General features: G+C 70.7%; 19 protein-coding genes. 4 read left to right on the top strand and 15 right to left on the bottom strand.

Annotated elements, in window-relative coordinates; translation table 11 throughout:
• Nucleotides 1-110: 110 nt before the first annotated feature.
• The 9 genes from mltG to ABD331_RS36535 form a co-directional block, all read right to left on the bottom strand.
• The gene (mltG, locus tag ABD331_RS36575; protein WP_344485429.1) at nucleotides 111-1,289 is read right to left on the bottom strand and encodes an endolytic transglycosylase MltG; all 1,179 of its coding nucleotides are present in this window, start codon (nucleotides 1,287-1,289) and stop codon (nucleotides 111-113) included.
• A gap of 493 nt (nucleotides 1,290-1,782) precedes the next feature.
• Nucleotides 1,783-2,262, bottom strand: a complete 480-nt coding sequence (ruvX, locus tag ABD331_RS36570; protein ID WP_344485426.1) for a Holliday junction resolvase RuvX — start codon at nucleotides 2,260-2,262, stop codon at nucleotides 1,783-1,785.
• Nucleotide 2,263: 1 nt separating this feature from the next.
• On the bottom strand, nucleotides 2,264-4,936 hold the full coding sequence (alaS, locus tag ABD331_RS36565; RefSeq protein ID WP_344485423.1) for an alanine--tRNA ligase: 2,673 nt from the start codon (nucleotides 4,934-4,936) through the stop codon (nucleotides 2,264-2,266).
• An 83-nt stretch (nucleotides 4,937-5,019) separates the two neighbouring features.
• Nucleotides 5,020-5,253, bottom strand: a complete 234-nt coding sequence (locus ABD331_RS36560) for a hypothetical protein (protein ID WP_344485420.1) — start codon at nucleotides 5,251-5,253, stop codon at nucleotides 5,020-5,022.
• Complete coding sequence (locus tag ABD331_RS36555; RefSeq protein WP_344485417.1) at nucleotides 5,250-5,651, bottom strand: DUF948 domain-containing protein; 402 nt, start codon at nucleotides 5,649-5,651, stop codon at nucleotides 5,250-5,252. The genes ABD331_RS36560 and ABD331_RS36555 overlap by 4 nt, the downstream gene beginning before the upstream one ends.
• An 85-nt stretch (nucleotides 5,652-5,736) precedes the next feature.
• The gene (locus tag ABD331_RS36550; RefSeq protein ID WP_344485414.1) at nucleotides 5,737-6,600 is read right to left on the bottom strand and encodes an oxygenase MpaB family protein; all 864 of its coding nucleotides are present in this window, start codon (nucleotides 6,598-6,600) and stop codon (nucleotides 5,737-5,739) included.
• A 106-nt stretch (nucleotides 6,601-6,706) separates the two neighbouring features.
• The gene (locus ABD331_RS36545) at nucleotides 6,707-7,444 is read right to left on the bottom strand and encodes a cyclase family protein (RefSeq protein ID WP_344485411.1); all 738 of its coding nucleotides are present in this window, start codon (nucleotides 7,442-7,444) and stop codon (nucleotides 6,707-6,709) included.
• A 27-nt stretch (nucleotides 7,445-7,471) separates the two neighbouring features.
• Nucleotides 7,472-8,713, bottom strand: a complete 1,242-nt coding sequence (locus ABD331_RS36540; protein WP_486348510.1) for a replication-associated recombination protein A — start codon at nucleotides 8,711-8,713, stop codon at nucleotides 7,472-7,474.
• A 128-nt stretch (nucleotides 8,714-8,841) separates the two neighbouring features.
• A complete protein-coding gene (locus ABD331_RS36535) occupies nucleotides 8,842-9,321 on the bottom strand; it encodes a DUF2231 domain-containing protein (RefSeq protein ID WP_344485405.1) in 480 nt (159 codons plus the stop codon).
• A gap of 169 nt (nucleotides 9,322-9,490) precedes the next feature.
• On the opposite strand from ABD331_RS36535, the gene ABD331_RS36530 reads away from it, so the two are divergent.
• The gene (locus ABD331_RS36530; protein WP_344485402.1) at nucleotides 9,491-10,405 is read left to right on the top strand and encodes a peptidylprolyl isomerase; all 915 of its coding nucleotides are present in this window, start codon (nucleotides 9,491-9,493) and stop codon (nucleotides 10,403-10,405) included.
• Between the two features lie 73 nt (nucleotides 10,406-10,478).
• Here the strand turns inward: ABD331_RS36530 and aspS are convergent, their stop codons facing one another.
• Genes aspS through ABD331_RS36515 form a run of 3 tightly spaced genes read right to left on the bottom strand, consistent with a single transcriptional unit; the run spans nucleotide 10,479 to nucleotide 14,201 of the window.
• Nucleotides 10,479-12,215, bottom strand: a complete 1,737-nt coding sequence (aspS, locus tag ABD331_RS36525; protein ID WP_344485399.1) for an aspartate--tRNA ligase — start codon at nucleotides 12,213-12,215, stop codon at nucleotides 10,479-10,481.
• Nucleotides 12,216-12,258: 43 nt separating this feature from the next.
• A complete protein-coding gene (hisS, locus tag ABD331_RS36520; protein WP_344485396.1) occupies nucleotides 12,259-13,521 on the bottom strand; it encodes a histidine--tRNA ligase in 1,263 nt (420 codons plus the stop codon).
• Nucleotides 13,521-14,201 carry an MBL fold metallo-hydrolase gene (locus tag ABD331_RS36515; protein ID WP_344485393.1) on the bottom strand — a complete coding sequence of 227 codons (681 nt, stop codon included), beginning with the start codon at nucleotides 14,199-14,201 and terminating at the stop codon, nucleotides 13,521-13,523. The genes hisS and ABD331_RS36515 overlap by 1 nt, the downstream gene beginning before the upstream one ends.
• Nucleotides 14,202-14,339: 138 nt before the next feature.
• Here ABD331_RS36515 and ABD331_RS36510 point away from each other — a divergent pair, with 138 nt between their 5' ends.
• The 3 genes from ABD331_RS36510 to ABD331_RS36500 all read left to right on the top strand — a co-directional run bounded on the left by ABD331_RS36510 (nucleotide 14,340) and on the right by ABD331_RS36500 (nucleotide 17,674).
• Entirely contained in the window at nucleotides 14,340-15,221 is an 882-nt protein-coding gene (locus tag ABD331_RS36510; RefSeq protein ID WP_316247635.1) for a peptidylprolyl isomerase, read from the top strand.
• 62 nt (nucleotides 15,222-15,283) lie between these two features.
• The gene (locus ABD331_RS36505; protein ID WP_344485388.1) at nucleotides 15,284-16,513 is read left to right on the top strand and encodes a DUF349 domain-containing protein; all 1,230 of its coding nucleotides are present in this window, start codon (nucleotides 15,284-15,286) and stop codon (nucleotides 16,511-16,513) included.
• 69 nt (nucleotides 16,514-16,582) lie between these two features.
• A complete protein-coding gene (locus ABD331_RS36500; RefSeq protein WP_344485385.1) occupies nucleotides 16,583-17,674 on the top strand; it encodes a cupin domain-containing protein in 1,092 nt (363 codons plus the stop codon).
• Nucleotides 17,675-17,679: 5 nt separating this feature from the next.
• On the opposite strand, the gene ABD331_RS36495 is transcribed toward ABD331_RS36500, so the two are convergent.
• From ABD331_RS36495 to secF, 3 genes are all read right to left on the bottom strand, one after another.
• Nucleotides 17,680-19,872, bottom strand: a complete 2,193-nt coding sequence (locus ABD331_RS36495; RefSeq protein ID WP_148436589.1) for a RelA/SpoT family protein — start codon at nucleotides 19,870-19,872, stop codon at nucleotides 17,680-17,682.
• Nucleotides 19,873-20,087: 215 nt separating this feature from the next.
• Nucleotides 20,088-20,606, bottom strand: a complete 519-nt coding sequence (locus ABD331_RS36490) for an adenine phosphoribosyltransferase (protein WP_344485381.1) — start codon at nucleotides 20,604-20,606, stop codon at nucleotides 20,088-20,090.
• A gap of 565 nt (nucleotides 20,607-21,171) precedes the next feature.
• Entirely contained in the window at nucleotides 21,172-22,170 is a 999-nt protein-coding gene (secF, locus tag ABD331_RS36485; RefSeq protein WP_344485378.1) for a protein translocase subunit SecF, read from the bottom strand.

Below are 22,170 nucleotides of genomic sequence, written 5' to 3'. Positions count from 1 at the left end.
CTGCACCGCACGGCGGGAATCACTCTGGGTAGCCATGCTAGGGGACGGAAAGAGGACACTCGCCCCACTTTGGGACCTTTGTGCGCGTACGGAGGGGGTTCCGTCGAACATCAGCTCGTCCCGAGGTTCTTGTTCAACTCTTCCCGGTATCTCACGAACTCGCTCTCTTTGCTGGTGAATTTGGTGATTCTATGCGCTGGATCCGTCGTCACAAACCACCGCCAATCACCTTCGGCGGGGTTCAGGGCCGCCATCAGCGCCTTCTCTCCAGGATTGGCGATGGGCCCCGGCGGCAGTCCTTTACGGCGATAGGTGTTGTAGGGAGAGCTCACCTTGGTGTCACGCTCCGTGACCTTCAGTGTCCTCCGGTTCTGCGCGTACAGCACCGTACTGTCGATCTCCAGCGGCATGTCCCTCGCCAGGCGGTTGTAGATCACCCGCGAGATCTTCGGATAGTCGGCGTCCGTGCCGCCCTCAGCCTGGATCAGGCTCGCCAGCGTGACCACCTGCAGCGGCGACAGCTTCACCTGCGGCGCCAGATCCTCCAGGCCCACGTGCCGCGCCGCCGCCGCGAACCGCTCCGCCATCGCCGCCAGCACGTCCACGGCCGTGTCGCCCGGCTCGATCTCGTACGTGGCGGGGAACAGGAAGCCCTCCAGGCCGTTCGCGTACTCGGGCAGGCCCACCAGCGCCTTGTCCACGCCCTTCAGCGCCTGCAGCGACAGCCCGGCCTGCTTCGACAGCCGGGCCAGCACCTCCGCCACCCGCATGCCCTCCGGCAACGTCACCCGCCGCACGATCCGCGCGGCCGGGCTCAGCATCAGGTCGAGCGCCGCACCCGCCGCCATGCCCTTGCGCAGCCGGTAGTGGCCGGGCCGCAGCCGGTCGCTGACCGCGCGGTCCTCCGTCACGTTCACGAACGAGCCCGAACTGGCCACCACGCCGGCCTCGGCCAGCGCCGCGCCGATCGCCTGCGCGCTCGAACCGGGCGCGATCCGCACCGTCACCGCGCCGCTGCCCGGGCCGTCGAAGTCGTCCGGGCTCAGGTACGGCTTGAGCACCGCGATGGCGCCCCCGCCCAGAGCCAGCGCCCCGGCCAGCAGGCCCGCCGACAGCAGACCCACCTTACGGACGGCCCGCTTGCGCGGGGCGGCCGGCAGCGGGATGACCTCCGCCTCCGGGACGGTCTCCTTGGCGGCCGGTCGCGGGTCGGGCTGGTCGCCCTGGCCCTCGCCCTGCCGGAACGGGATCACGTCGCCGACGTCGTCGTCCTCCGGCGTCCCGGTCATGCGACCACCCCACCCACGAGCCGCCCGCCCCTCACGGGCGCGGCACCCTGCGACGCGCGGCACCCTGCGCTTCCCGCGGCGTTCGCTGCACGGCCCTCGCCATGCGCGGCACTTCCCGCGACGCGCCCTTCACGCCCCTCGCCATGCGCGACGCCTCCCGCCACGCGCACTGCGCGGCCCATGCCGTGGGCGGCCACGCGCACTGCGCGGCCGGTGGCAGGCGTTAGGCCCCTTTCGGCATGCGCGCCGCGATCCTCGGCATGCCCGACGCCTCCCGCCACGCGCACTGCGCGGCCCATGCCGTGGGCGGCCACGCGCACTGCGCGGCCGGTGGCAGGCGTTAGGCCCCTCTCGGCATGCGCGGGGCGATCCTCGGCATACGCGACGCCTCCCGCCACGCACACTGCCCGGCCCACCACATGCGCGGCGCGATCCTCGGCCTGCAAGGCGCGTCGCCGGCCCTCAGCGGGGCGGCCCCCCGTCGGACGCCCGCTCATGAGGCAGGTCCGTCGGCCGCGGATGGCGGTTCGACGGGCCTGCCTGGTGGTCTTTCCGTTGCACGCTCGGAGTCGAGCGCGTCCTGCAGCAGAACGACGGCGGCCGCCTGATCGACGACCCCCCGCTGCTTCTTGGCCCGCACGCCGCTGGCCCGCAGCCCCTGCTGCGCCGCGACCGTGGTGAGCCGTTCGTCGAAGAGCCGTACGGGCGTGGGCGCCAGCTTGGCGGCGAGCTTGGCGGCGAACTCGCGCGCCAGCCCCGCCGCCGGCCCCTCACGCCCCGACAGCGAGGTGGGCAGCCCCACGACGACCTCGATCGCCTCGTGCTCGGCGACGATCGCCGCGATGCGGTCGAGGTCGCCCTTGCCTCGCCTGACGGTCTCGACCGGCGTGGCCAGCAGCCCGCTGGGGTCGCTGCGGGCCACGCCGACGCGTACGGAGCCGACGTCGACGCCGATCCGTGAACCGAACCTCATGTCAGCCGAGCTGCCCAGAAATCGTCTCTTCGACCAGTCGCAGCGCGTCGCCGATCGCCTCCGGCCGCGTGCCACCGCCCTGCGCGACATCGTCCTTGCCGCCACCGCCACCCCCAAGAGCCTTGGCGGCGACGCCGACCAGCTGTCCGGCCTTGAGCCCCCGCTCGCGCCCCGCCTCGTTGACCGTGGCAACCACCACCGGCCGGTCGGAGGGGGCACCGGCGATCACGACGACCGCCGGCCTGTCGGCCGGGAACCTGCCACGCACATCAAGCGCGAGCTTACGCAGGTCATCGGCGCCGGTGCCATCAGGCGCGCGGTGTGTCACCACGGAGACACCTCGCAGGTCGCGAGCCTGGGACACCAGCTCGCCCGCCGCTTCGAGGACCTGGGCCGAGCGGAGCCGCTCCAGCTCCTTCTCGGCGGTGCGCAGCCGGGTGACGATGCCGTCGATGCGCTCGGGCAGCTCCTCGCGGCGCGCCTTGAGCTGCTCGGTGAGCTGCGCGACCAGGACGCTCTCGCGCGCCAGGAAGCGGAAGGCGTCGATGCCGACGAGCGCCTCGACGCGGCGCACGCCCGCGCCGACCGACTGCTCGCCCAGCACCTTGACCAGGCCGAGCTGGCCGGAGCTGTGGACGTGGGTGCCGCCGCACAGCTCGCGCGAGTAGTCGCCGATCTCGACGACGCGGACCTCGTCGCCGTACTTCTCGCCGAACATCGCCAGCGCGCCCATCGCCCTGGCCTCCGCCTGCGAGGTGTAGAACGCGTTGACCTTGAGGTCGTTGATGAGGACGGCGTTGACCTCGTCCTCGACGTCACGCAGCACGCTGGGCGGCACGGCGCCCGCGGAGGTGAAGTCGAAGCGGAAGCGGCCGGGCGAGTTCTCCGAGCCGGCCTGCGCCGCCGTCTCGCCGAGCGCGTTCTTGAAGCCGCGGTGGACGAGGTGGGTGGCGCTGTGGCTGCGCGAGATGGCGCGGCGGCGCTCGAGGTCGATCTCGGCCTGCGCCTCGTCGCCGACCTTCAGCTCGCCGGTGCGGATCTTGCCGCGGTGCACGACGAGGCCGGCGATCGGCGTCTGCACGTCGGTCACCTCGACCTCGGCGCCGCTGGTGCGGATCACGCCCTGGTCGGCGAGCTGGCCGCCGCCCTCGGCGTAGAACGGGGTGCGCTGCAGCACGACCTCGACCGTGGTGCCCGCGCCCGCCGCCGGGACGGGCACGCCGTCGACGAGGATGCCCACCACGCTGGTGTCGGCCTCGGTCTCGTCGTAGCCGAGGAACTCGACCTTGCCCGCCGACTCCAGGAGCTGCCCGAACACGGAGATGTCGGCGTTGCCGGTCTTCTTCGCCGCCGCGTCGGCCTTGGCCCGCTGCCGCTGCTCCTTCATGAGGCGGCGGAAGCCCTCCTCGTCGACCTTGAGCCCCTGCTCGGACGCCATCTCCAGCGTCAGGTCGATGGGGAAGCCGTAGGTGTCGTGGAGCTGGAACGCCTGGTCGCCGGAGATCGTGGTGCCGGACTTGCGCTTGGTCTCCTCGACGGCCACGTCGAAGATCGCCGTGCCGGTGCGCAGCGTGCCGAGGAAGCTCGCCTCCTCGGCGTCGATGACCGAGTGGATCTGCGGCGCGTCGGCCTTGAGCTCCTCGTACTGCTCGCCCATGACGTTGATCGCGACGTCGGTGAGCTCGTGCATGTAGCGCTCGTCGCCGGAGCCGAGCAGCCGCAGGTTGCGGATGGAGCGGCGCAGGATGCGGCGCAGCACGTAGCCGCGGCCCTCGTTGCTGGGCAGCACGCCGTCGGCGACCAGCATGGTGCCGGTGCGGACGTGGTCGGCGATCACGCGCAGGCTCACGTCGGAGCGATGGTCGCGCCCGTAGCGGGTCTTGGTGAGCTCCGCCGCCTTGTCGAGGATCTTGTACGTGGTGTCGATCTCGTAGATGTTGTCGACGCCCTGGAGGATCGCGGCCATGCGCTCCAGGCCCATGCCGGTGTCGATGTTCTTGGCCGGCAGCTCGCCCGCGATGTCGAAGTCGACCTTGGAGCGGACCTGGCTGAGCTGGTACTGCATGAACACGAGGTTCCACACCTCGAGGTAGCGGTCCTCGTCGGCGACGGGGCCGCCCTCCTTGCCGTACTCGGGGCCGCGGTCGTAGTAGATCTCCGAGCAGGGGCCGCCGGGGCCGGGCACGCCCATGTGCCAGTAGTTGTCCTCCAGGCCGCGGCGCTGGATGCGGTGCTCGGGCAGGCCGACCTTGTCGCGCCAGATCTCGAACGCCTCGTCGTCGTCCTGGTAGACCGTCGCCCACAGCTTGTCTTCCGGGAAGCCGAAGCCGCCCTCGGACTCGGACTTGGTGAGCAGGTCCCAGGCGAACGGGATCACTTCGGACTTGAAGTAGTCGCCGATCGAGAAGTTGCCCAGCATCTGGAAGAACGTCGCGTGCCTGGTCGTCTTGCCGACCTCGTCGATGTCGGGGGTGCGCACGCACTTCTGCGCGGTGGCCAGCCGTGGCGCCGGAGGCTTACGCTGCCCCAGGAAGTACGGCTTGAATGGCACCATACCCGCGTTGACCAGGAGAAGCGTCGGGTCCTCAGCGATCAGGCTGGCCGAGGGCACTACCTTGTGCCCACGCTCCTCGAAGAAGCGCAGGAAGCGGCGCGCGATCTCTGCCGACTCCATTGTGGCCATCCTTTGCTGTAGTCAGTTGTTCATAGCGTTGACGATCGCCGCATCCGGCGACGCCGCCGCGGCGGGCGCCGCCGTCAGCGGTTGCTGTCTTCAGCGTTGTCGAGCCCGAAGCGGGCTCGCAACTCCGTTTCGCGCTCCGCGGCCTCGCCGAGCGCGTCGGTAGTAAAGTCTCTCACCCTCCGGAGCATCCCCGCCGCGCCGCTGGCGGTCCTGCGGGCGACGTGGTCGGGATGCAGCGCCTGCAGCCTGCGCATCACCCAGAAGGCCAGGAACGCGCCGAGCGACAGGTAGAACAGCCTTCTTATCATCGCACTCGCCCCTGCTCGGGCCGTCTCACGCGAGGCCGGGGCCGGCTGACGCGGCGGGCCTCGATGGCGCGGCGCACGCCGTGGCCGAGCGAGGACACCTTGATCAGGGGGCCGGTGAAGATGGTCTGCGTGACGGCGCTGAGCTTGGCCGCGTGCCCGCTGACCTGCTTGACGTCCTTGGCGATCGCCTCGACCGCGACCAGTTGCCTGTTGGTCTCGTTGACCGTGACGCTCATGTCGTCGAGCAGCGGCGCGAGGCGGTTGTTCAGGTCGGAGACCGCCTTGGTGGTCTCGGTGAGCAGCCTCGCGAGCTTGATGAGCACCATGGCCATGACGCAGACCAGGACCACCCAGCCCGTGGCCGCGATCAGCCCGGCGACCTCTCCAGCGGTAAGCATCCGCGCATCTCCCTCGTACGCTGGGCCGGAACGGCAAGACCCTATCGCGTTCGAGTGACAACGTTAGTGGCGAATGCCCCCTCGTTCAGGCCGCCACGTCGGCCCCTGGCACTTCCGTGACCGCGCGCATGAGCCCTCGTGCCGCCCTGATCTCGGGCGCCACCAGCCGTTCCGGCATCGCCATGGCCGCCGCGCGCAGCGCCTTCAGCGCCGTGTCCGCGGCGAACTCGGCCGCCCTGTTGCCGCGGCAGCCGTACATCTGCCTGGCCCACGCGGGCAGCGTCGCGAACGCCAGCGCGCCGACGGCGGGCAGCGAGCCGAGCGCCAGCGGCGGCGCGATGAACGCCAGCCTGAGCGAGAGCTGCGGGCTGACGCTGCGGCGCAGCGCGTCGCGCGCCTCCTGCGTGGCCGACAGGTAGGGGCGCATGCCGTCGAGGTAGTCGTCCAGCTCGCCCGCGTCGCGCGGCACGTCCCCGAGGCCGACGAGGCGGGCGCTGCGGCACTGCTCGGCCACGTACGCGTCGCGCTCGGCCGCGCTGAGCCGCACGCCCGCGCGCCCGGCCACCTCCAGGTACGAGGAGACCTCCGCGCAGTGCACCCAGCGCAGGTTCTCCTCCTCGTTCACCCGGAACAGGGTGCCGGTGTCGGTGTCGAGGCCGATCAGGCGGGCGTGCACGCGCCGGGCCCGCTCGGCGGCGTGCTCGGCCTGCTCGCGGGTGCCGAACGTGCGCACCGCGAGGTAGTCGAGCTGCCGCCGCAGCCGGGCCCTGGACACCTCGGGGTCGTCGAGGAGGCAGTTCTGGGCGATGCCGCGGATCGTGCGCGGGTGCAGGGACTGGAGCTGGAAGGCGCGTACGGCGGCCGGCCAGCCGGGCGTCTCGGTGTGCACTCGCCAGCTGATCGACCGGGGGCCGAAGAGGCCGCCGCCGGGGGTAACCGTTGCCTTCACATGATGGTGATTCCCAGCGATCGCTTGCTTAGTACGACATTGCACGATTCGTCGGCGAAGCGTTGTGCGGCGCTCGCGGGCCGCCGCTGAGGCTCCGGTGCGGCGCTCAGGGGAGGCGGGCGTAGGCGCGTACCGGGACGCGGCCGACGCCCAGCAGGCGCGGCGGCGCGGCCGTGAACAGCGCGCCGGTCGGCGGCAGCCGCTCCAGCCCGGTCAGCCGCTCCACGACGGGAACCCCGCCGGCCAGCAGCGACTCGCGCGCCGGACGCTCCTCGCGCGCGCAGTCGTCGAGACCGTCGGCGTCGGTGCCGACCAGCACCGCCCCGTGCTCGACGAGCCAGGCGGCAGCCTCGGGGGCCAGGCAGTGGCCCTCGCGCACGCCGGTGTGCAGGAGCACGGCGTGGCCGCGTACGTCGAAGGGGGCCAGCGAGCCGACCCCGACGGGGCTGCGGCGCGCGCCCGTGACCCGCACCACCACGGCGGGCAGGTCGGCCACGCGCGCCAGCGAGACGGCCGCCAGGTCGGGGGCCTCCAGGTACGTGCCGCCCTCCTGCGGAAGGTGGTCCAGCTCGACGAGCCTGCCACCGCCGGGCGCGGGCGGGGCGGTGCGGCGCGAGTCGGACGGGCCGCCCCTGGTGCCCTTGTGCGGCTCGGGGAAGATCTGGACGTCGGTGAGCTCGACGTGGTCGGTCATCAGCAGCCCGAGGGAGGCCACGAACAGCGCGGCGATGTCGGCTTCGGAGGTGTCGGGGCCGGGCAGGTCCACGCGGAAGCCGTGGACGGTGAGGTCGCCGCCGTTGCTGAAGACGATGGCGGCGTCGAAGGAGGCGCGGTACTCGATCATGTCCCGCTCAACCTACCGCCGCGGGGTTCAGGACTTGCGCAGGAAGTCGCGGATCTTGGCCCACCGCTCGGCCACCGGCGCCTCGGCCCCGTGCCGCGTCGGCTCGTAGTAGCGCCGCTCCCGCACCTGCTCGGGCGCGTAGTCCTGGCGCACCAGCCCATGGTCGAAGTCGTGCGGGTACTTGTACCCGTCGCCGTGCCCGAGCTTGGCCGCCCCCGGGTAGTGCGCGTCGCGCAGATGCCCCGGCACCTGCCCGATCAGCCCCTTGCGCACGTCGCCGATCGCCGCGCCGATGGCCTTGACCACGGCGTTGGACTTGGGCGCCATCGCGCAGTGGATGACGGCGTGCGCGAGGTTGATCTGCCCCTCGGGCAGCCCGATGAGCTGCACCGCCTGCGCCGCCGCCACCGCCGTCTGCAGGCAGGTCGGGTCGGCCATGCCGACGTCCTCGGAGGCGAAGATGACGATGCGGCGGGCGATGAAGCGCGGGTCTTCGCCGGCTTCGATCATGCGGGCCAGGTAGTGCAGGGCGGCGTCGGCGTCGGAGCCGCGCATCGACTTGATGAACGCGCTGATCACGTCGTAGTGCTGGTCGCCCTGCCGGTCGTAGCGGACGGCGGCCTTGTCGACGGCCTTCTCCACCACCTCGACCGTGATGTCGTCGGCCAGCAGCGCCGCCGCCTCCAGGTAGGTCAGTGAGCGGCGCGCGTCGCCGCCCGCGAGGCGGACGAGGTGCTCCAGCGCCTCAGGGGCGAGGGTGGCGCGCCCGGCCAGGCCGCGCGGGTCGGCCACGGCGCGCTGGAGTACGGCGCGGATGTCGTCGTCGGTCAGCGACTCCAGCGTGAGCAGCAGCGAGCGCGACAGCAGCGGCGAGATGACCGAGAAGAACGGGTTCTCCGTGGTGGCGCCGATGAAGGTGACCCAGCGGTTCTCCACGGCGGGCAGCAGGGCGTCCTGCTGGGCCTTGTTGAAGCGGTGCACCTCGTCGACGAACAGCACCGTCTGCCGCCCCGACATGCCCAGCTCGCGGCGGGCGTTGTCGATGGCGGCGCGGACGTCCTTGACGCCCGCGGACACGGCCGAGACCTCGACGAAGCGGCGCTTGGTGACGTTGGAGACGACGTAGGCGAGCGTGGTCTTGCCGGTGCCCGGCGGCCCCCACAGGAACAGCGACATGGGAGCCTCGCTCTCGACCAGGCGCCGCAGCGGGGTGCCAGAGCCGAGCAGGTGCCGCTGGCCGATCACCTCGTCGAGCGTGCGCGGGCGCATGCGCACCGCGAGAGGCTGCGGGGTGGCCTCCTCAGCCGCCGAGTCGAACAGGCTATCCACAACGCGAGATTACACGCTGCGCCGCCGTCACCGGTCCGCGTCAGCACGCTCCGGGTCACCGGCCCGCGTCACGACCACACGGCCCTGGCCCCCGAGTCGCCGGACTGGAAGACGTAGTAGCCGGAGACGGCCGCCAGCACCACCGTCAGCGCCGACAGGATGACCGTGACGGCCCGGCCGAAGCGGTCGCGGCCGACGGAGTCGCGGGCGGGCCGGGTGGCGTACACGAGCAGCAGGGCCGCGACGCCGAGCCCCAGCACCGACATCAGCAGCGGGGTGGCGAAGCTCTGGTGCGTGGAGATGCGCGCGGCCATCTCGCCCTCCGCCGTGCCGAAGCGGGCCGCCTTGAGGCTCTCGCCGCTCTCCCTGGCCGCGAAGACCGCCGCCGGGGCGGCCAGGGAGAGCAGCACCACCGCCCACGCGACGTTCACGCGCCAGCGCGGCAACAGCGCGTACGCGATCGCGACCACGACGAGCAGCGGGGTCAGCACCACGGCGAAGTGAATGATCAAGGGGTGGGCCGGCAGGCCCATGATCTCGTCGAACATGGAACGCCTCCTTAGTGCTCGTTTCAACTACGTTTGCCGACACCATAAGGTTCGCGACCACAACAGTCGCACCCGCGGCTTTCGCCACTTACGTCCGTCACATATCGGAGGCCGGTAGCATGCGCGGAGTTGTTTGGTCATCCCTTGGCAAAGACGAGAGGACATAGCGGTGAGCGGCGACGACCGCCAGAACGAAGAGGACCGCCAGAGAGAGCTGGCGCGGGAGCACAAGGAACGGCAGGCGAAGCGCGCCGCTGAGCAGAGCGTCAAGTCGAGGCGGAACACGTTCATCGGCGCGGCCGTGGCCGTCGTCGTGGTCGCGGGCGGCATCTTCGCCGCGACCACCCTGGTCAACAACGACTCCGGGGAGGCGGCGGCGCAGAGCAGCGCCTCGCCCAGCGCGTCGGCGTCGCCTTCTGCATCGGCGTCCATCCCCGTGCCGTCCACGAGCCCGTCGAAGGCCGCCCCCGTGAGCTGCACCTACAAGCGGGAAACCTCGGTGCCGAACAAGTTCGTGGGCCTGCCGGGCAAGAAGCCGAACATGAAGCTGAAGAAGATGACGATCGAGCTGAACCGTGGCACGGTCGTCGTCGACCTCATGACGGACATGGCGCCGTGCACGGTCAACTCGCTGAACTTCCTGGCGAAGAAGAAGTTCTACGACAACATGAAGTGCCACCGCCTGGTCACGCCCGACGTGTCCGGCGTGCACATGCTCCAGTGCGGCGACCCGCTGGCCAAGGCCGACGGCAAGAACCCGACGGACGGCCAGGGCACGGCCGGGTACGTCTACGCCGACGAGAACATCGAGATCCCGCTCGGCAAGGGCGTGGTGTTCATGACGCAGCCGGGTGACGCGGCGGGCCAGAACAACAGCCAGTTCGCGATCTCGCTGTCGGACGAGAACGTGCAGATCGGCGACGGCTACTCGGTCGTCGGCATGGTCAGCGAAGGCATGGACATGCTTCTCGGCCTGGCCACCAGCGGCAAGGACCTGATCGTCAACGAGGCGGACATCACGGGCGACGGCGGCACCACCGTGCCGAAGAACCCGGTGATCATCAAGCGGATCACGTTCTCCTGACGCGACGCGCGCACACGAAGAGGGCCGGGGCGGCATCGCCCCGGCCCTTCTCGTCATGACCGCTAGGCCACCGCTAGGCCTCGGTCTTGGGCTTGGCGTCCACGCCCGCTTCCTTGCGCTGCTCCCCCGTGATCGGCGTCGGCGCGCCCGTGAGCGGGTCGAAGCCGGACGCCGTCTTCGGGAACGCGATCACGTCGCGGATCGAGTCGCCGCCGGACAGCAGCATGCAGATCCGGTCCCAGCCGTAGGCGATGCCGCCGTGCGGGGGCGGGCCGTACTTGAACGCCTCCAGCAGGAAGCCGAACTTGCTCTCCGCCTCCTCCTTGGAGATGCCGAGCACGTCGAACACGCGCTGCTGCATCTCGGCCCGGTGGATACGGATGGAGCCGCCGCCGATCTCCATGCCGTTGCAGACCATGTCGTAGGCGTAGGCCAGCGCCTCGCCAGGGTGGTCCTGGAAGTTGTCGGCCCACTCGGGCTTGGGGCCGGTGAACGGGTGGTGCACGGCCGTCCAGCCGCCCTCGCCGTCCTCTTCGAACATGGGGGCGTCGACGACCCACAGGAACGACCACTGCGACTCGTCGATGAGGCCGCAGCGCCGGCCGATCTCCAGGCGGGCCGCGCCGAGCAGGTCGCGGGCGGCGCTCCTGGCGCCGGCGGCGAAGAAGATCGCGTCGCCGGGCGCGGCGCCGACCTTGGCGGCCAGGCCGGACAGCTCCTGCTCCGACAGGTTCTTGGCGACGGGGCCGCCGAGCGTGCCGTCCTCCTGGACGAGCACGTAGGCCAGGCCCTTGGCGCCGCGCGAGCGGGCCCACTCCTGCCAGCCGTCGAGCTCCTTGCGGGTCTGCGAGGCCCCGCCGGGCATGACGACGGCGCCCACGTAGTCGGCCTGGAAGACGCGGAAGGTGGTGCCGGAGAAGTACTCGGTCATCTCGACCAGCTCCTGGCCGAAGCGCAGGTCGGGCTTGTCGGAGCCGTAGCGGGCCATGGCGTCGGCGTAGGTCATGCGGGGCAGCGGGAGCGGCAGCTCGTAGCCGGCGATCTCCCGCCACAGCCTGCCGATCAGCTTCTCGCCGACCTCGATGACGTCCTCCTGGTCGACGAAGGACATCTCGACGTCGATCTGGGTGAACTCCGGCTGCCTGTCGGCCCGCAGGTCCTCGTCGCGGTAGCACTTGGCGAGCTGGTAGTAGCGCTCGAGGCCGGCCACCTGGAGGAGCTGCTTGAACAGCTGCGGCGACTGCGGCAGGGCGTACCAGTTGCCGGGCTGCAGGCGGACCGGCACCAGGAAGTCGCGCGCGCCCTCGGGCGTGGAGCGGGTCAGGGTGGGCGTCTCGACGTAGACGAAGCCCAGCTCGTGCATGACCTCGTTGGCCAGGTAGGTGGCCTTGGAGCGGGTGCGCATCGCGGCGGCGACCTGCTGGCGGCGGATGTCGAGGTAGCGGTACTTCAGCCGCGCCTCCTCCGACACGCCCACGTTGCCCTCGATCGGGAACGGCAGCGGCGCCGACTCGCTCAGCACCTCGACCCTGTCGGCCACCACCTCGATGGCGCCGGTCGGCAGGTCGGGGTTCTCGTTGCCCTCGGGGCGGACCCTGACCTGGCCGACGACCTGCACACAGTATTCGGCGCGCAGGTCGTGGGCGTGGTCCTCCTCGCGGAAGACCACCTGCGCCGAGCCGGAGGCGTCACGCAGGTCGATGAAGACGACGCCGCCGTGGTCACGGCGGCGGGCCACCCATCCCGCGAGCGTCACCTGCTGCCCGGCGTGCTCCTCACGGAGCGACCCGGCCGTATGCGTGCGGATCACTGCACAATCCCTTCGTACGGATAGGGGGAGGAAGGCGAGCCGATCACTTCACCTTCTCCTTCAAGACGTCGGCGACCTTGGCCAGCGGCACCTGGATCTGCTCCGCGGTGGCCAGGTCCTTCACTTGCACGGCCTCGGCCGCCAGGTCACGCTCGCCCAGGATCAGCGCGAACGCGGCGCCCGAACGGTCGGCGCCCTTCATCGCGCCCTTGAGCCCCTTGCCGCCGAAGGCCATGTCGGCGCTGATGCCCGCCTCGCGCAGCTCGCCCACGAGCAGGAACATGCGGCGGCGGGCGTCGTCACCCAGCGGGACACCGTACACCTGCACGCGCCGCTGTGCGCTCTCCTCGCCGAGCAAACCCTCCGACTCCATGGCCAGCAGGGTGCGATCGACGCCGAGCGCCCAGCCGACGCTGGGCAGCGGCGGGCCGTCGAGCATCTCGCTGAGCCCGTCGTAGCGGCCGCCGCCGCCGACGGCCGACTGCGAGCCGAGCCCGTCGTGCACGAACTCGAAGGTGGTGCGCGTGTAGTAGTCGAGACCCCGCACCAGCCGGGGATCGTCCTCGAAGGCCACGCCCGAGGCGGTCAGCAGGCTCCTGACCTCCTCGTGGTAGGCCCGGCAGTCCGCGCACAGGTGATCGACGACCAGCGGGGCGCCGGTGAGCTGGGCCTGCACCTCGGGCCGCTTGTCGTCCAGCACCCGCAGCGGGTTGATCTCGATCCGGGCGCGGGTCTCCTCGTCGAGGTCGAGCCCGCGCAGGAACTCCTGCAGCGCCGCCCGGTAGGCGGGCCGGCAGCTCTTGTCGCCGAGCGAGTTGAGCAGCAGCCGCACGCCCCGAAGGCCGAGCGAGGCGAAGCCGCGCGCGCCGAGCAGGATGATCTCGGCGTCGAGCGCCGGGTCCTCCGAGCCGAGCACCTCGGCTCCCACCTGCCAGAAGTGCCGGTAGCGGCCTTTTTGCGAGCGCTCGTAACGGAACTGGCTGCCGGAGTACCACAGCTTCACCGGGAGCTGGCCGGTGTGCAGGTTGTGCTGGAGCACCGCGCGCACGACCGAGGCCGTGCCCTCGGGCCGCAGCGTCAGGGAGCGGCCGCCTTTGTCGGAGAAGGTGTACATCTCCTTGGTGACGATGTCGGTCGACTCGCCTACGCCCCTGGCGAACAACTGTGTGTCTTCGAAGACAGGCGTCTCGATGTAGCCGTACCCCGCCCGCCGCAGCGGCTCGGCCAAGGCCTCGCGTACGGCGAGGACCCGCTCGGAGCGGGGAGGCAGCCAGTCGAAGGTGCCTTTCGGTGCTTGGAAGCTCATTAGATCCCTCGTGTGGGACCGGCGTGCGGCGCTGCTTCCTTCAGGTACGGGTTGGTCGCGCGCTCGCGGCCGATCGTGGTCTGTGGTCCGTGGCCCGGCAGGACGACCGTATCGTCAGGCAGCGGCAGACACTTGGTAGCCAGGCTGCGCAGGATCGTCGGATAGTCGCCGCCGGGAAGGTCGGAGCGGCCGATGGAGCCGGCGAACAGCAGGTCGCCCGAGAACATGATCTCGTCGCCGGGCGTGCGGAAGCTCACCGACCCCCTGGTATGGCCGGGCGTGTGGTCGACCACGAGCTCCAGGCCGGCGAGCGACAGGACGGCGCCGTCGGACAGCTCGCGCACGTCGTCGGGCTCGCTCAGCGTGATGCCGCCGAACAGCGAGGCGCTGGTGTCGGACCAGCCGGCGGCGGGGTCGCTCAGCAGGTGGCGGTCGTCGGGGTGGATCCACGCGGGCACGTCGCGCGCGCCGCACACGGGGGCCACCGACCAGACGTGGTCGAGGTGACCGTGGGTGAGCAGGACGGCGACCGGCTTGAGCCGGTGCTCGCGCAGCAGCTCCTCGACGCCCTCCGTCGCGTCCTGACCTGGATCGACGATCACGCACTCCTCGCCGGCGGCGGGCGCGACGACGTAACAATTGGTCTGGAAGGCCCCTGCGGGGAAGCCTGCGATGAGCATCTGCCTCAGGTGATCTCGTCGAAAAGCCAATGGGAATGTAACCGAAGGGTACCGGTGCGGGTCGCCGGGCTGCGAATCATTACCCGTTGGCCGATACGATTCGCCCACCTCAGTTGATTGACTATGGGAGGCAAAGCGGTGGCCACGGGGAAGGACCGGCAGAAGCAGCTGGCACGCGAGCACTACGAGCGGCAGATGCAGCGCCGCATCGAGCGCGAGCAGAAGGCCAAGCGCACGGCGATCATCGGCTCCACCGTGGGCGTGGTGATCGTGGTCGGCGGCATCGTGGCGGCGGTCGCGTTGCTGGGCGGCAACGACACGGGCACGGAGGCCGCCGCGTCGCCGTCGGCCTCGGCCTCGCCCGCCGACACCGCGCAGGCATCGGCGAGCACGGGCCCGAAGCCGTACGACGCCAAGACGGGCACGTGCGACTACGTGAAGGACACCTCGGGCGGCACGGTCAAGGACGTCGGCATGCCGCCGGCGAAGGTCAAGACCGAGCCCGCCACGAAGACGATGACGTTCAAGACGAACCAGGGCGACATCGTGGTGGAGCTGAACAACGCCAAGGCTCCGTGCACGACGAACTCGCTGGAGTTCCTGGCGGAGAAGAACTATTACGACGGCAGCAAGTGCCACCGTCTCGGCGGCGACCAGTTCCCGATGCTGCAGTGCGGCGACCCGACCGCCAAGGCGGACGGCAAGAACGAGACCGACGGCCAGGGCGGCCCCGGCTACGTGATGGCCGAGGAGAACCTGGAGGGCGCCCAGTACAAGCGCGGCGTGATGGCCATGGCCAAGACCTCCGCCCCCGGCAGCACGGGCAGCCAGTTCTTCCTCGTTTACGGGGACATCGGACTCACCCCGGATTACACGCCGGTGGGTACGATCACCAAGGGGCTCGACATCCTGGACAAGGTGAACAAAGCAGGCAACATCCCTAGCGCCATGGGAGATGGGACCGGAGCACCAAAGCAAACCGTCGAAATCAAAGACGTGACAATCGCCGGCAAGAGCTGACGTAATACAAACTAGGGACGAAGTAGTCCCGAAGGGTCTGATGGATAGTGCGGGAGGACACGGTGAGCACCGACCCGTGGGGCCGGGTAGACGACGACGGCACCGTCTACGTGCGTACGGCTGAGGGAGAGCGGGCCGTCGGCTCCTGGCAGGCCGGTGAACCCGAAGAGGCACTGGCCTACTTCCATCGCAAGTACGACGAGCTGGCCGGTCAGGTGCAGCTGCTCGAACAGCGTGTCAGGGGCACCGATCTGGCTCCGGCGCAGGCCGAGGCGAGCATCACCAAGCTGCGCGAGGCCGTCTCCGAAGCGCACGCCATCGGCGACCTCGACGCGCTGACGCGGCGGCTGGACGGCCTGACCGAGCTCGTCGCGCAGCGCCGCGAGGAGGTCAAGGCGGCTCGCGAGCACGCCAGGGCCGAGGCCAGGGCCGTCAAGGAGCGGATCGTCGGCGAGGCCGAGCGCATCGCCGAGGAGACCACCCACTGGAAGTCGGGTGGCGAACGGCTGCGTCAGCTCGTCGAGGAGTGGAAGGCCGCCGACCGCATCGACCGGGTCACCGAGGCCGCGCTGTGGAAGCGGCTGTCGGCCGCCCGCACGGCGTTCGCCAAGCGGCGCAAGCAGTACTTCGCCGGGCTGGACGAGCAGCGCGAGGGCGTCCGCGCGGAGAAGGAGCGCATCGTCGCCGAGGCGGAGGCGATCGCCGACTCGACCGACTGGGGCCAGACCGCGGCGATCTACCGCGACCTGATGCAGCAGTGGAAGAACGCCGGCAGGGCCTCCCGCGAGGCCGAGGACGAGCTGTGGGGGCGCTTCAAAGCCGCCCAGGACCAGTTCTTCCAGGCCCGTTCCGCGGTCTTCGCCGAGCGTGACGCCTCCCTGGCCGCCAACGCGGAGGTCAAGGAGGAGCTGCTGGCCGAGGCCGAGAAGATCCTCCCGGTCACCGACGTGCGTACGGCCAGGGGCGCGCTGCGGCACATCCTGGAGCGCTGGGAGGCCGCCGGCCCCGTGCCGCGCGAGCAGCGCGACCGGCTGGAGGGCGGGCTGCGCAAGGTGGACGAGGCCGTGCGCAAGGCCGAGGACGCCGAGTGGAAGCGCTCCAACCCCGAGGCAAGGGCCCGCGCCCAGAGCACGGTCGACCAGCTCCGCACCTCGATCGAGCAGCTGGAGAAGCGGCTGTCCAAGGCGCAGGCCGCCGGGCGCGCCAAGGACGTCAAGGAGGCCGAGGAGGCGCTGATCGCCCGCCGTTCGTGGCTGGCGGAGGCCGAGCGCACGCTCACCGAGTTCAGCTAGGCCTCTCCCCCGGGTCGCCGTCGCCGATCGGGCGGCGCGCGACGGGGCCCGGGATCTAGGCTGGCGGGCATGGATCCCGTCTCGGCCGCGCGCGCGTTCGTCGAAGAGCTGTTCCCCGGCGCTCTGTACGCCTTCGTCGGCGGCAGCGTGCTCACCGGGCACCGCACCGGCACCTCCGACCTCGACGTGATCGTGGTGCTCGACGGCCTGGCCACCCCGTACAGGGAGTCGCTGCGCTGGCGCGAGTGGCCGGTGGAGCTGTTCGCGCACAGCGAGACCAGCCTGGCCGTCTACGTCGGCGACGGCTTCGAGCAGCGGCGCCCCGTCCTGGCACGCATCTGCGCCGAGGGCGCGGTGGTGACCGACAGGACGGGCGGGCGGGCCAGCGACCTGCAGAACGAGCTGGCCGAGCGCCTCGCCGACGGCCCCACGGGGCTGACGACCGGCCAGGCCGAGCGCTTCAGGTACGTGCTGTCCGACCTGCTGGACGACCTGACGGGCGCGACCGACCCCGGCGAGCAGGCGTTCATCGGCTGGGAGGTCGTCCAGGCGACCGCGCGGACTGCGCTGGGCGTGGGGCGGGCGTGGCAGGGCAACGGCAAGTGGCTGCTGCGCGAGCTGCGCACGCACGATGCCAAGCTGGCGGATGAGCTGCTGGCCGTCCGCGACGACCCCGCCAGGCTGGCCGCGGTGGCCACGGACGTCCTTGAGCGGGCCGGAGGCCGCCTCTGGGAGGGTTACCGCGCCCAGGGGGACCCCTTCCACCAGCCGCTGCGTCACATGCCCTCAGGGACGCTCTCGGGCGAAACAGCCCAAAGCACCGGAATGCGGCGGCTGGCCGCCATCAGCGGCGCCACCACCGGCTCGTCGCGGCTGTGGATGGGGCAGACCCACGTCTCCCCCGCCACCCGCTCCTCCGACCACCACCACGGGGCCTCCGAGACCGCCATCTACGTGGTCAGCGGCACGCCGTCGTTCGTGTTCCTGGAGGACGGGCGGGAGCGGCGCATCGACGCGGGCCCCGGCGACTACGTGTTCGTGCCGCCCTACGTGCCGCACCGCGAGGAGAACCCCGACCCGTCACAGGAGGCGGTCGTGGTCATCGCGCGCAGCACCCAGGAGGCCATCGTCGTCAACCTGCCCGACCTGCGCCAGCACTGAGCGGCTCAGCCGCCCGCGCCGCTCACCCGGTAGACGTCGAAGACGCCCTGGATGTTGCGCACGGCCTTGAGCACGTGCCCCAGGTGCTTCGGGTCGCCCATCTCGAACGTGAACTTGCTGATCGCCACCCGGTCGCGCGACGTCGTCACCGACGCGCTGAGGATGTTGACGTGCTGGTCCGACAGCGTACGGGTGACGTCCGACAGCAGCCGCGGCCGGTCGAGCGCCTCCACCTGGATCGCCACCAGGAACACGCTGTCGTCGCTGGGCGACCAGCTCACCTCCACCAGGCGGTCCGGCTGCGACTTCAGCGACTGCACGTTCGTGCAGTCGGCCCGGTGCACCGACACGCCGTGGCCCCGGGTGACGAAGCCGACGATCTCGTCGCCCGGCACCGGGGTGCAGCACTTCGACAGGCGCACCCAGACGTCGGCGTCGCCGGCCACCACCACACCCGCACCGCCACCGCCGCGCGGACGGCCGCGCAGCCGCGTCGGCAGCGAGGTCTCGGCGATGTCCTCCTCGGCGCTGTCGACGCCGCCGATCGAGGCCACCAGCTTCTGCACGACCGCCTGGGCCGCGATGTGGCCCTCGCCGACGGCCGCGTACAGGGCGGACACGTCGGGATAGCGCAGGTCGCGGGCCAGCGCCAGCAGCGCCTCGCCGGACATCAGGCGCTGCAGCGGCAGGCCCTGCTTGCGCATCGCCCGGCCGATGGCCTCCTTGCCCGCCTCGATCGCGGTCTCGCGGCGCTCCTTGGAGAACCACTGCCGGATCTTGTTGCGGGCCCGGCCCGACTTGACGAACTTCAGCCAGTCGCGCGACGGCCCGGCGTCCGGCGACTTGGAGGTGAAGATCTCCACCGTGTCACCGTTGCCGAGCCGCGACTCCAGGGGCACCAGCCGGCCGTTGACGCGGGCCCCGATACAGCGGTGGCCCACCTCCGTGTGCACCGCGTAGGCGAAGTCGACCGGCGTTGCGCTCTCGGGCAGGGCGATGACCTGGCCCTTCGGCGTGAACACGTACACCTCGGAGACCGACAGGTCGAAACGCAGCGACTCCAGGAACTCGCCCGGGTCGGAGGTCTCCTTCTGCCAGTCGAGGAGCTGGCGCAGCCAGGCCATGTCGCTGCCCGGCTTGACCTTGCCCGTGGGGCCGGGGGCGCCGACCTCCTCCTTGTACTTCCAGTGCGCGGCCACGCCGTACTCGGCCCTGTGGTGCATCGCGTGGGTGCGGATCTGCAGCTCCACCGGCTTGCCCTCGGGACCGATCACCGTCGTGTGCAGCGACTGGTACATGTTGAACTTGGGCATCGCAATGTAGTCCTTGAACCGGCCCGGCACCGGGTTCCACCTGGCGTGGATCGTGCCGAGGGCCGCATAGCAGTCGCGCACGCTGTCGACCAGCACGCGGATGCCCACGAGGTCGTAGATGTCGTCGAAGGCGACGTCCCTGGCGATCATCTTCTGGTAGACCGAGTAGTAGTGCTTCGGCCGGCCCTTCACCACCGCGCGGATCTTCGCCTCGCGCAGGTCGCCGTGGACCTTCTCGATGACCTCCTGCAGGAACAGGTCCCTGCGCGGCGCCCGCTCCGACACCATGCGGGCGATCTCGTCGTACCGCTTGGGGTAGAGCATGGCGAACGCGAGGTCCTCCAGCTCCCACTTGATCGTGTTCATGCCCAGGCGGTGCGCCAGCGGAGCGAAGATCTCCAGCGTCTCGCGCGACTTCTGGTGCCGCTTGTGCTCCGGCAGGTACCGCATGGTCCGCATGTTGTGCAGGCGGTCGGCCAGCTTGATGATCAGTACGCGGATGTCGCGCGACATCGCCACGACCATCTTGCGGACGGTCTCGGCCTGCGCGGCGTCGCCGAACTTGACCTTGTCGAGCTTGGTGACGCCGTCGACCAGGGAGCCGATCGTGTCGCCGAAGTCGCCGCGCAGCTCGTCGAGGCTGTAGGCGGTGTCCTCGACCGTGTCGTGCAGCAGCGCCGCGCACAGCGTCTCGTCGTCGGTGCCCAGCTCGGCCAGGATCGTCGCCACGGCCAGCGGATGCGTGATGTACGGGTCGCCCGACTTCCGCTTCTGGTCACGGTGGTGGTAGGCGGCCACGTCGTAGGCGCGCTCGATGAGCCGCAGGTCGGCCTTGGGATGGGTGGCTCTGACCGTGCGGAACAGTGGCTCCAGCACCGGATTCATGGCCCCACCCCCAAACCGCCTGCGACGCACCGCGGGCACGCCGGACGCCTCGGCACTGCCGGTTGCACTCCCGGTTTCGGTTACCTCGGGCACGACCGCATCACGGGGCACTCAGACTCCTCCCGCACTGACTCCCCACGTAAAGCTCCTCACGTTTCGAGTCCAGATCCCCCAGTGTATCCAGGTGGCGAACCTGGACCTGTCGGGGGCCGGGCTCAGACGATCACCAGGGAGTGCACATCCACCCCTGTCAGCCGCTCGCGCCCCTTGAGGAACGCCAGCTCCATCAGCACGGCGATGCCGACGACCTCGGCCCCTGCCCTCTGCACCAGCTCCACCGCCGCCTTCGCGGTGCCGCCCGTGGCCAGCACGTCGTCGACGACCAGCACCCGGTCGCCGGGCGCGAACGCGTCGCGGTGCACCTCGATGGTCGCGGAGCCGTACTCCAGATCGTAGGACTCTTCGAGGGTCGCGGCGGGCAGTTTCCCCTTCTTGCGCACCGGGACGAACCCGGCCGCCGCCCGGTAGGCCACCGGCGCGGCCAGGATGAAGCCCCGCGCCTCGATGCCCACGATCTTGTCCACCTGCTGGAGCCCGGCCAGCTCGTCCACCACGGCCGCCATCGCGACCGGGTCGGCCAGGAGGGGGGTGATGTCCTTGAACATGACGCCCGGTTTGGGGTAGTCGGGGACGTCCCTGATCCGGTCCAGGATCAGCGCGCTCAGCTCGGTCATCGGTGTTTCCCTCGCATTTCGTCCAGCCGGCCGTCTGCCGGGCTCCATGATGGTGCATCCCACCGCCACCCCGTACCCCACCCCACGACCCTGGCGCGGCCCGCCGCACGTACGCGAGCAGCGCCCCGCAAGACTGGCACGGCCAGCCTGCCCGCCCGCGCGCGAGCCTGATGCGCCTCCAACACGCGCCCAGAGCGCGGTGCGTGGCCCGCAGCACGTGCGGTCTCGCGAGCCTGGCGCGGCCAACGTGCCCGCGCCCAGCGCCGCGCGCGAGGCTGGTGCGGTCCCCTACACGCGCCCAGAGCGCGGTGCGCGGTGCGCAGCGCGTACGGCCTCGCGTGCCTTGGCGCGGTTCGCAGCGCGTACGGCCTCGCGTGCCCTGGCGCGGCCCCGCCGCACGTACGCGAGCAGCGCCCCGCGCGCCTGGTGTGGGCCCTTACGCGCGCGAACAGCGTCCCGAGGACCTGTGGCGGCCCGCGAGCGCGCGAACAGCGTTCGGGCGCACACGAAGGCGCCCCCGCCCCGTTCGAGGGGCGAGGGCGCCGTACGGAGCCTTGAAGGGCGGCTAACCCTTGGCTACCGCCGCGCTTTTGGAGCCCTTCGACCCCTTGCCCCCACCTCCCGTGGAGGCCAGCCGCCTGGCGATGGCCTGGTACTTCGGCTCGCGCTCCTTCAACGTCACCAGCAGCGGCGTGGCGACGCACAGCGACGAGTACGTACCGACGATCATGCCGACGAACAGCGACAGCGACAGGTCCTTCAGCGTGCCCGCGCCGAGCACCGTGGTGCCGATGAACAGGATCGCCGCCACAGGCAGGATGGCGACCAGCGAGGTGTTCAGCGACCGGATCAGCGTGTGGTTCAGCGCGTTGTTGGCGGCCATCGAGTACGTCTGCTTGGACGTGTGCCCCAGCTTGGCCGTGACCTCCTTGATCATGTCGAACACCACGACCGCGTCGTAGAGCGAGTAACCGAGGATGGTCAGGAAGCCCAGCAGCGTCGCGGGCGTGACCTCGAAGCCCGACCAGGCGTAGATGCCGGCCGTGATGACGAGGTCGTGCACGAGCGCGACGATCGCGGCCAGCGCCATCTTCGGCTCGAACGCCATCGACAGGTACAGGATGATCGCCAGCATGAACACGCCGAGGCCGATCCACGCCTTCTGCGAGACCTCACCGCCCCAGGACGGGCCGATGGCCTGGATGCTGACCTGGTCGACCGGGACGCTGAAGTCCTTGGCGATGGCGCTCTGCACCTGAGCCCGGGTGTCCTCCGACAGGCTCTCGGTGGTGGCCCGCCAGCCGTCGGTGCCGGCCTGCTGGACGATCACCTGGTGCACGCCCTCGTCGAGGACGGACTGACGCACCTCCTGGACGGAGGTCTGGGTGGCCTTGAACGAGAAGATCGTGCCGCCCTTGAACTCCACGCCCAGGTTGAGCCCGTTGAACAGCAGCCCGGCCAGCGAGACGACCAGCAGCAGGCCGGACAGGCTGTACCACAACCGCCACTTGCCGACGAAGTCGACGTCGATCTCGCCGCGGTAGAGGCGACGCGCAAGTCCCAT

The sequence above is a fragment of the Nonomuraea monospora genome, assembly GCF_039531895.1.
In the GTDB taxonomy this organism is placed as follows: domain Bacteria; phylum Actinomycetota; class Actinomycetes; order Streptosporangiales; family Streptosporangiaceae; genus Nonomuraea; species Nonomuraea monospora.
The sequence above is the reverse complement of the archived record's forward strand: the minus strand, read 5'-3'. Positions and strand labels throughout refer to the sequence as shown.

What these genes read in the sequence shown, in the direction of transcription:
- mltG (WP_344485429.1), bottom strand. Translation starts at nt 1,289, where the DNA reads ATGACCGGGACGCCGGAGGACGACGACGTCGGCGACGTGATCCCGTTC.
- ruvX (WP_344485426.1), bottom strand. Translation starts at nt 2,262, where the DNA reads ATGAGGTTCGGTTCACGGATCGGCGTCGACGTCGGCTCCGTACGCGTC.
- alaS (WP_344485423.1), bottom strand. Translation starts at nt 4,936, where the DNA reads ATGGAGTCGGCAGAGATCGCGCGCCGCTTCCTGCGCTTCTTCGAGGAG.
- ABD331_RS36560 (WP_344485420.1), bottom strand. Translation starts at nt 5,253, where the DNA reads ATGATAAGAAGGCTGTTCTACCTGTCGCTCGGCGCGTTCCTGGCCTTC.
- ABD331_RS36555 (WP_344485417.1), bottom strand. Translation starts at nt 5,651, where the DNA reads ATGCTTACCGCTGGAGAGGTCGCCGGGCTGATCGCGGCCACGGGCTGG.
- ABD331_RS36545 (WP_344485411.1), bottom strand. Translation starts at nt 7,444, where the DNA reads ATGATCGAGTACCGCGCCTCCTTCGACGCCGCCATCGTCTTCAGCAAC.
- ABD331_RS36540 (WP_486348510.1), bottom strand. Translation starts at nt 8,713, where the DNA reads ATGCGCCCGCGCACGCTCGACGAGGTGATCGGCCAGCGGCACCTGCTC.
- ABD331_RS36535 (WP_344485405.1), bottom strand. Translation starts at nt 9,321, where the DNA reads ATGTTCGACGAGATCATGGGCCTGCCGGCCCACCCCTTGATCATTCAC.
- hisS (WP_344485396.1), bottom strand. Translation starts at nt 13,521, where the DNA reads ATGAGCTTCCAAGCACCGAAAGGCACCTTCGACTGGCTGCCTCCCCGC.
- ABD331_RS36515 (WP_344485393.1), bottom strand. Translation starts at nt 14,201, where the DNA reads ATGCTCATCGCAGGCTTCCCCGCAGGGGCCTTCCAGACCAATTGTTAC.
- ABD331_RS36500 (WP_344485385.1), top strand. Translation starts at nt 16,583, where the DNA reads ATGGATCCCGTCTCGGCCGCGCGCGCGTTCGTCGAAGAGCTGTTCCCC.
- ABD331_RS36495 (WP_148436589.1), bottom strand. Translation starts at nt 19,872, where the DNA reads ATGAATCCGGTGCTGGAGCCACTGTTCCGCACGGTCAGAGCCACCCAT.
- ABD331_RS36490 (WP_344485381.1), bottom strand. Translation starts at nt 20,606, where the DNA reads ATGACCGAGCTGAGCGCGCTGATCCTGGACCGGATCAGGGACGTCCCC.
- secF (WP_344485378.1), bottom strand. Translation starts at nt 22,170, where the DNA reads ATGGGACTTGCGCGTCGCCTCTACCGCGGCGAGATCGACGTCGACTTC.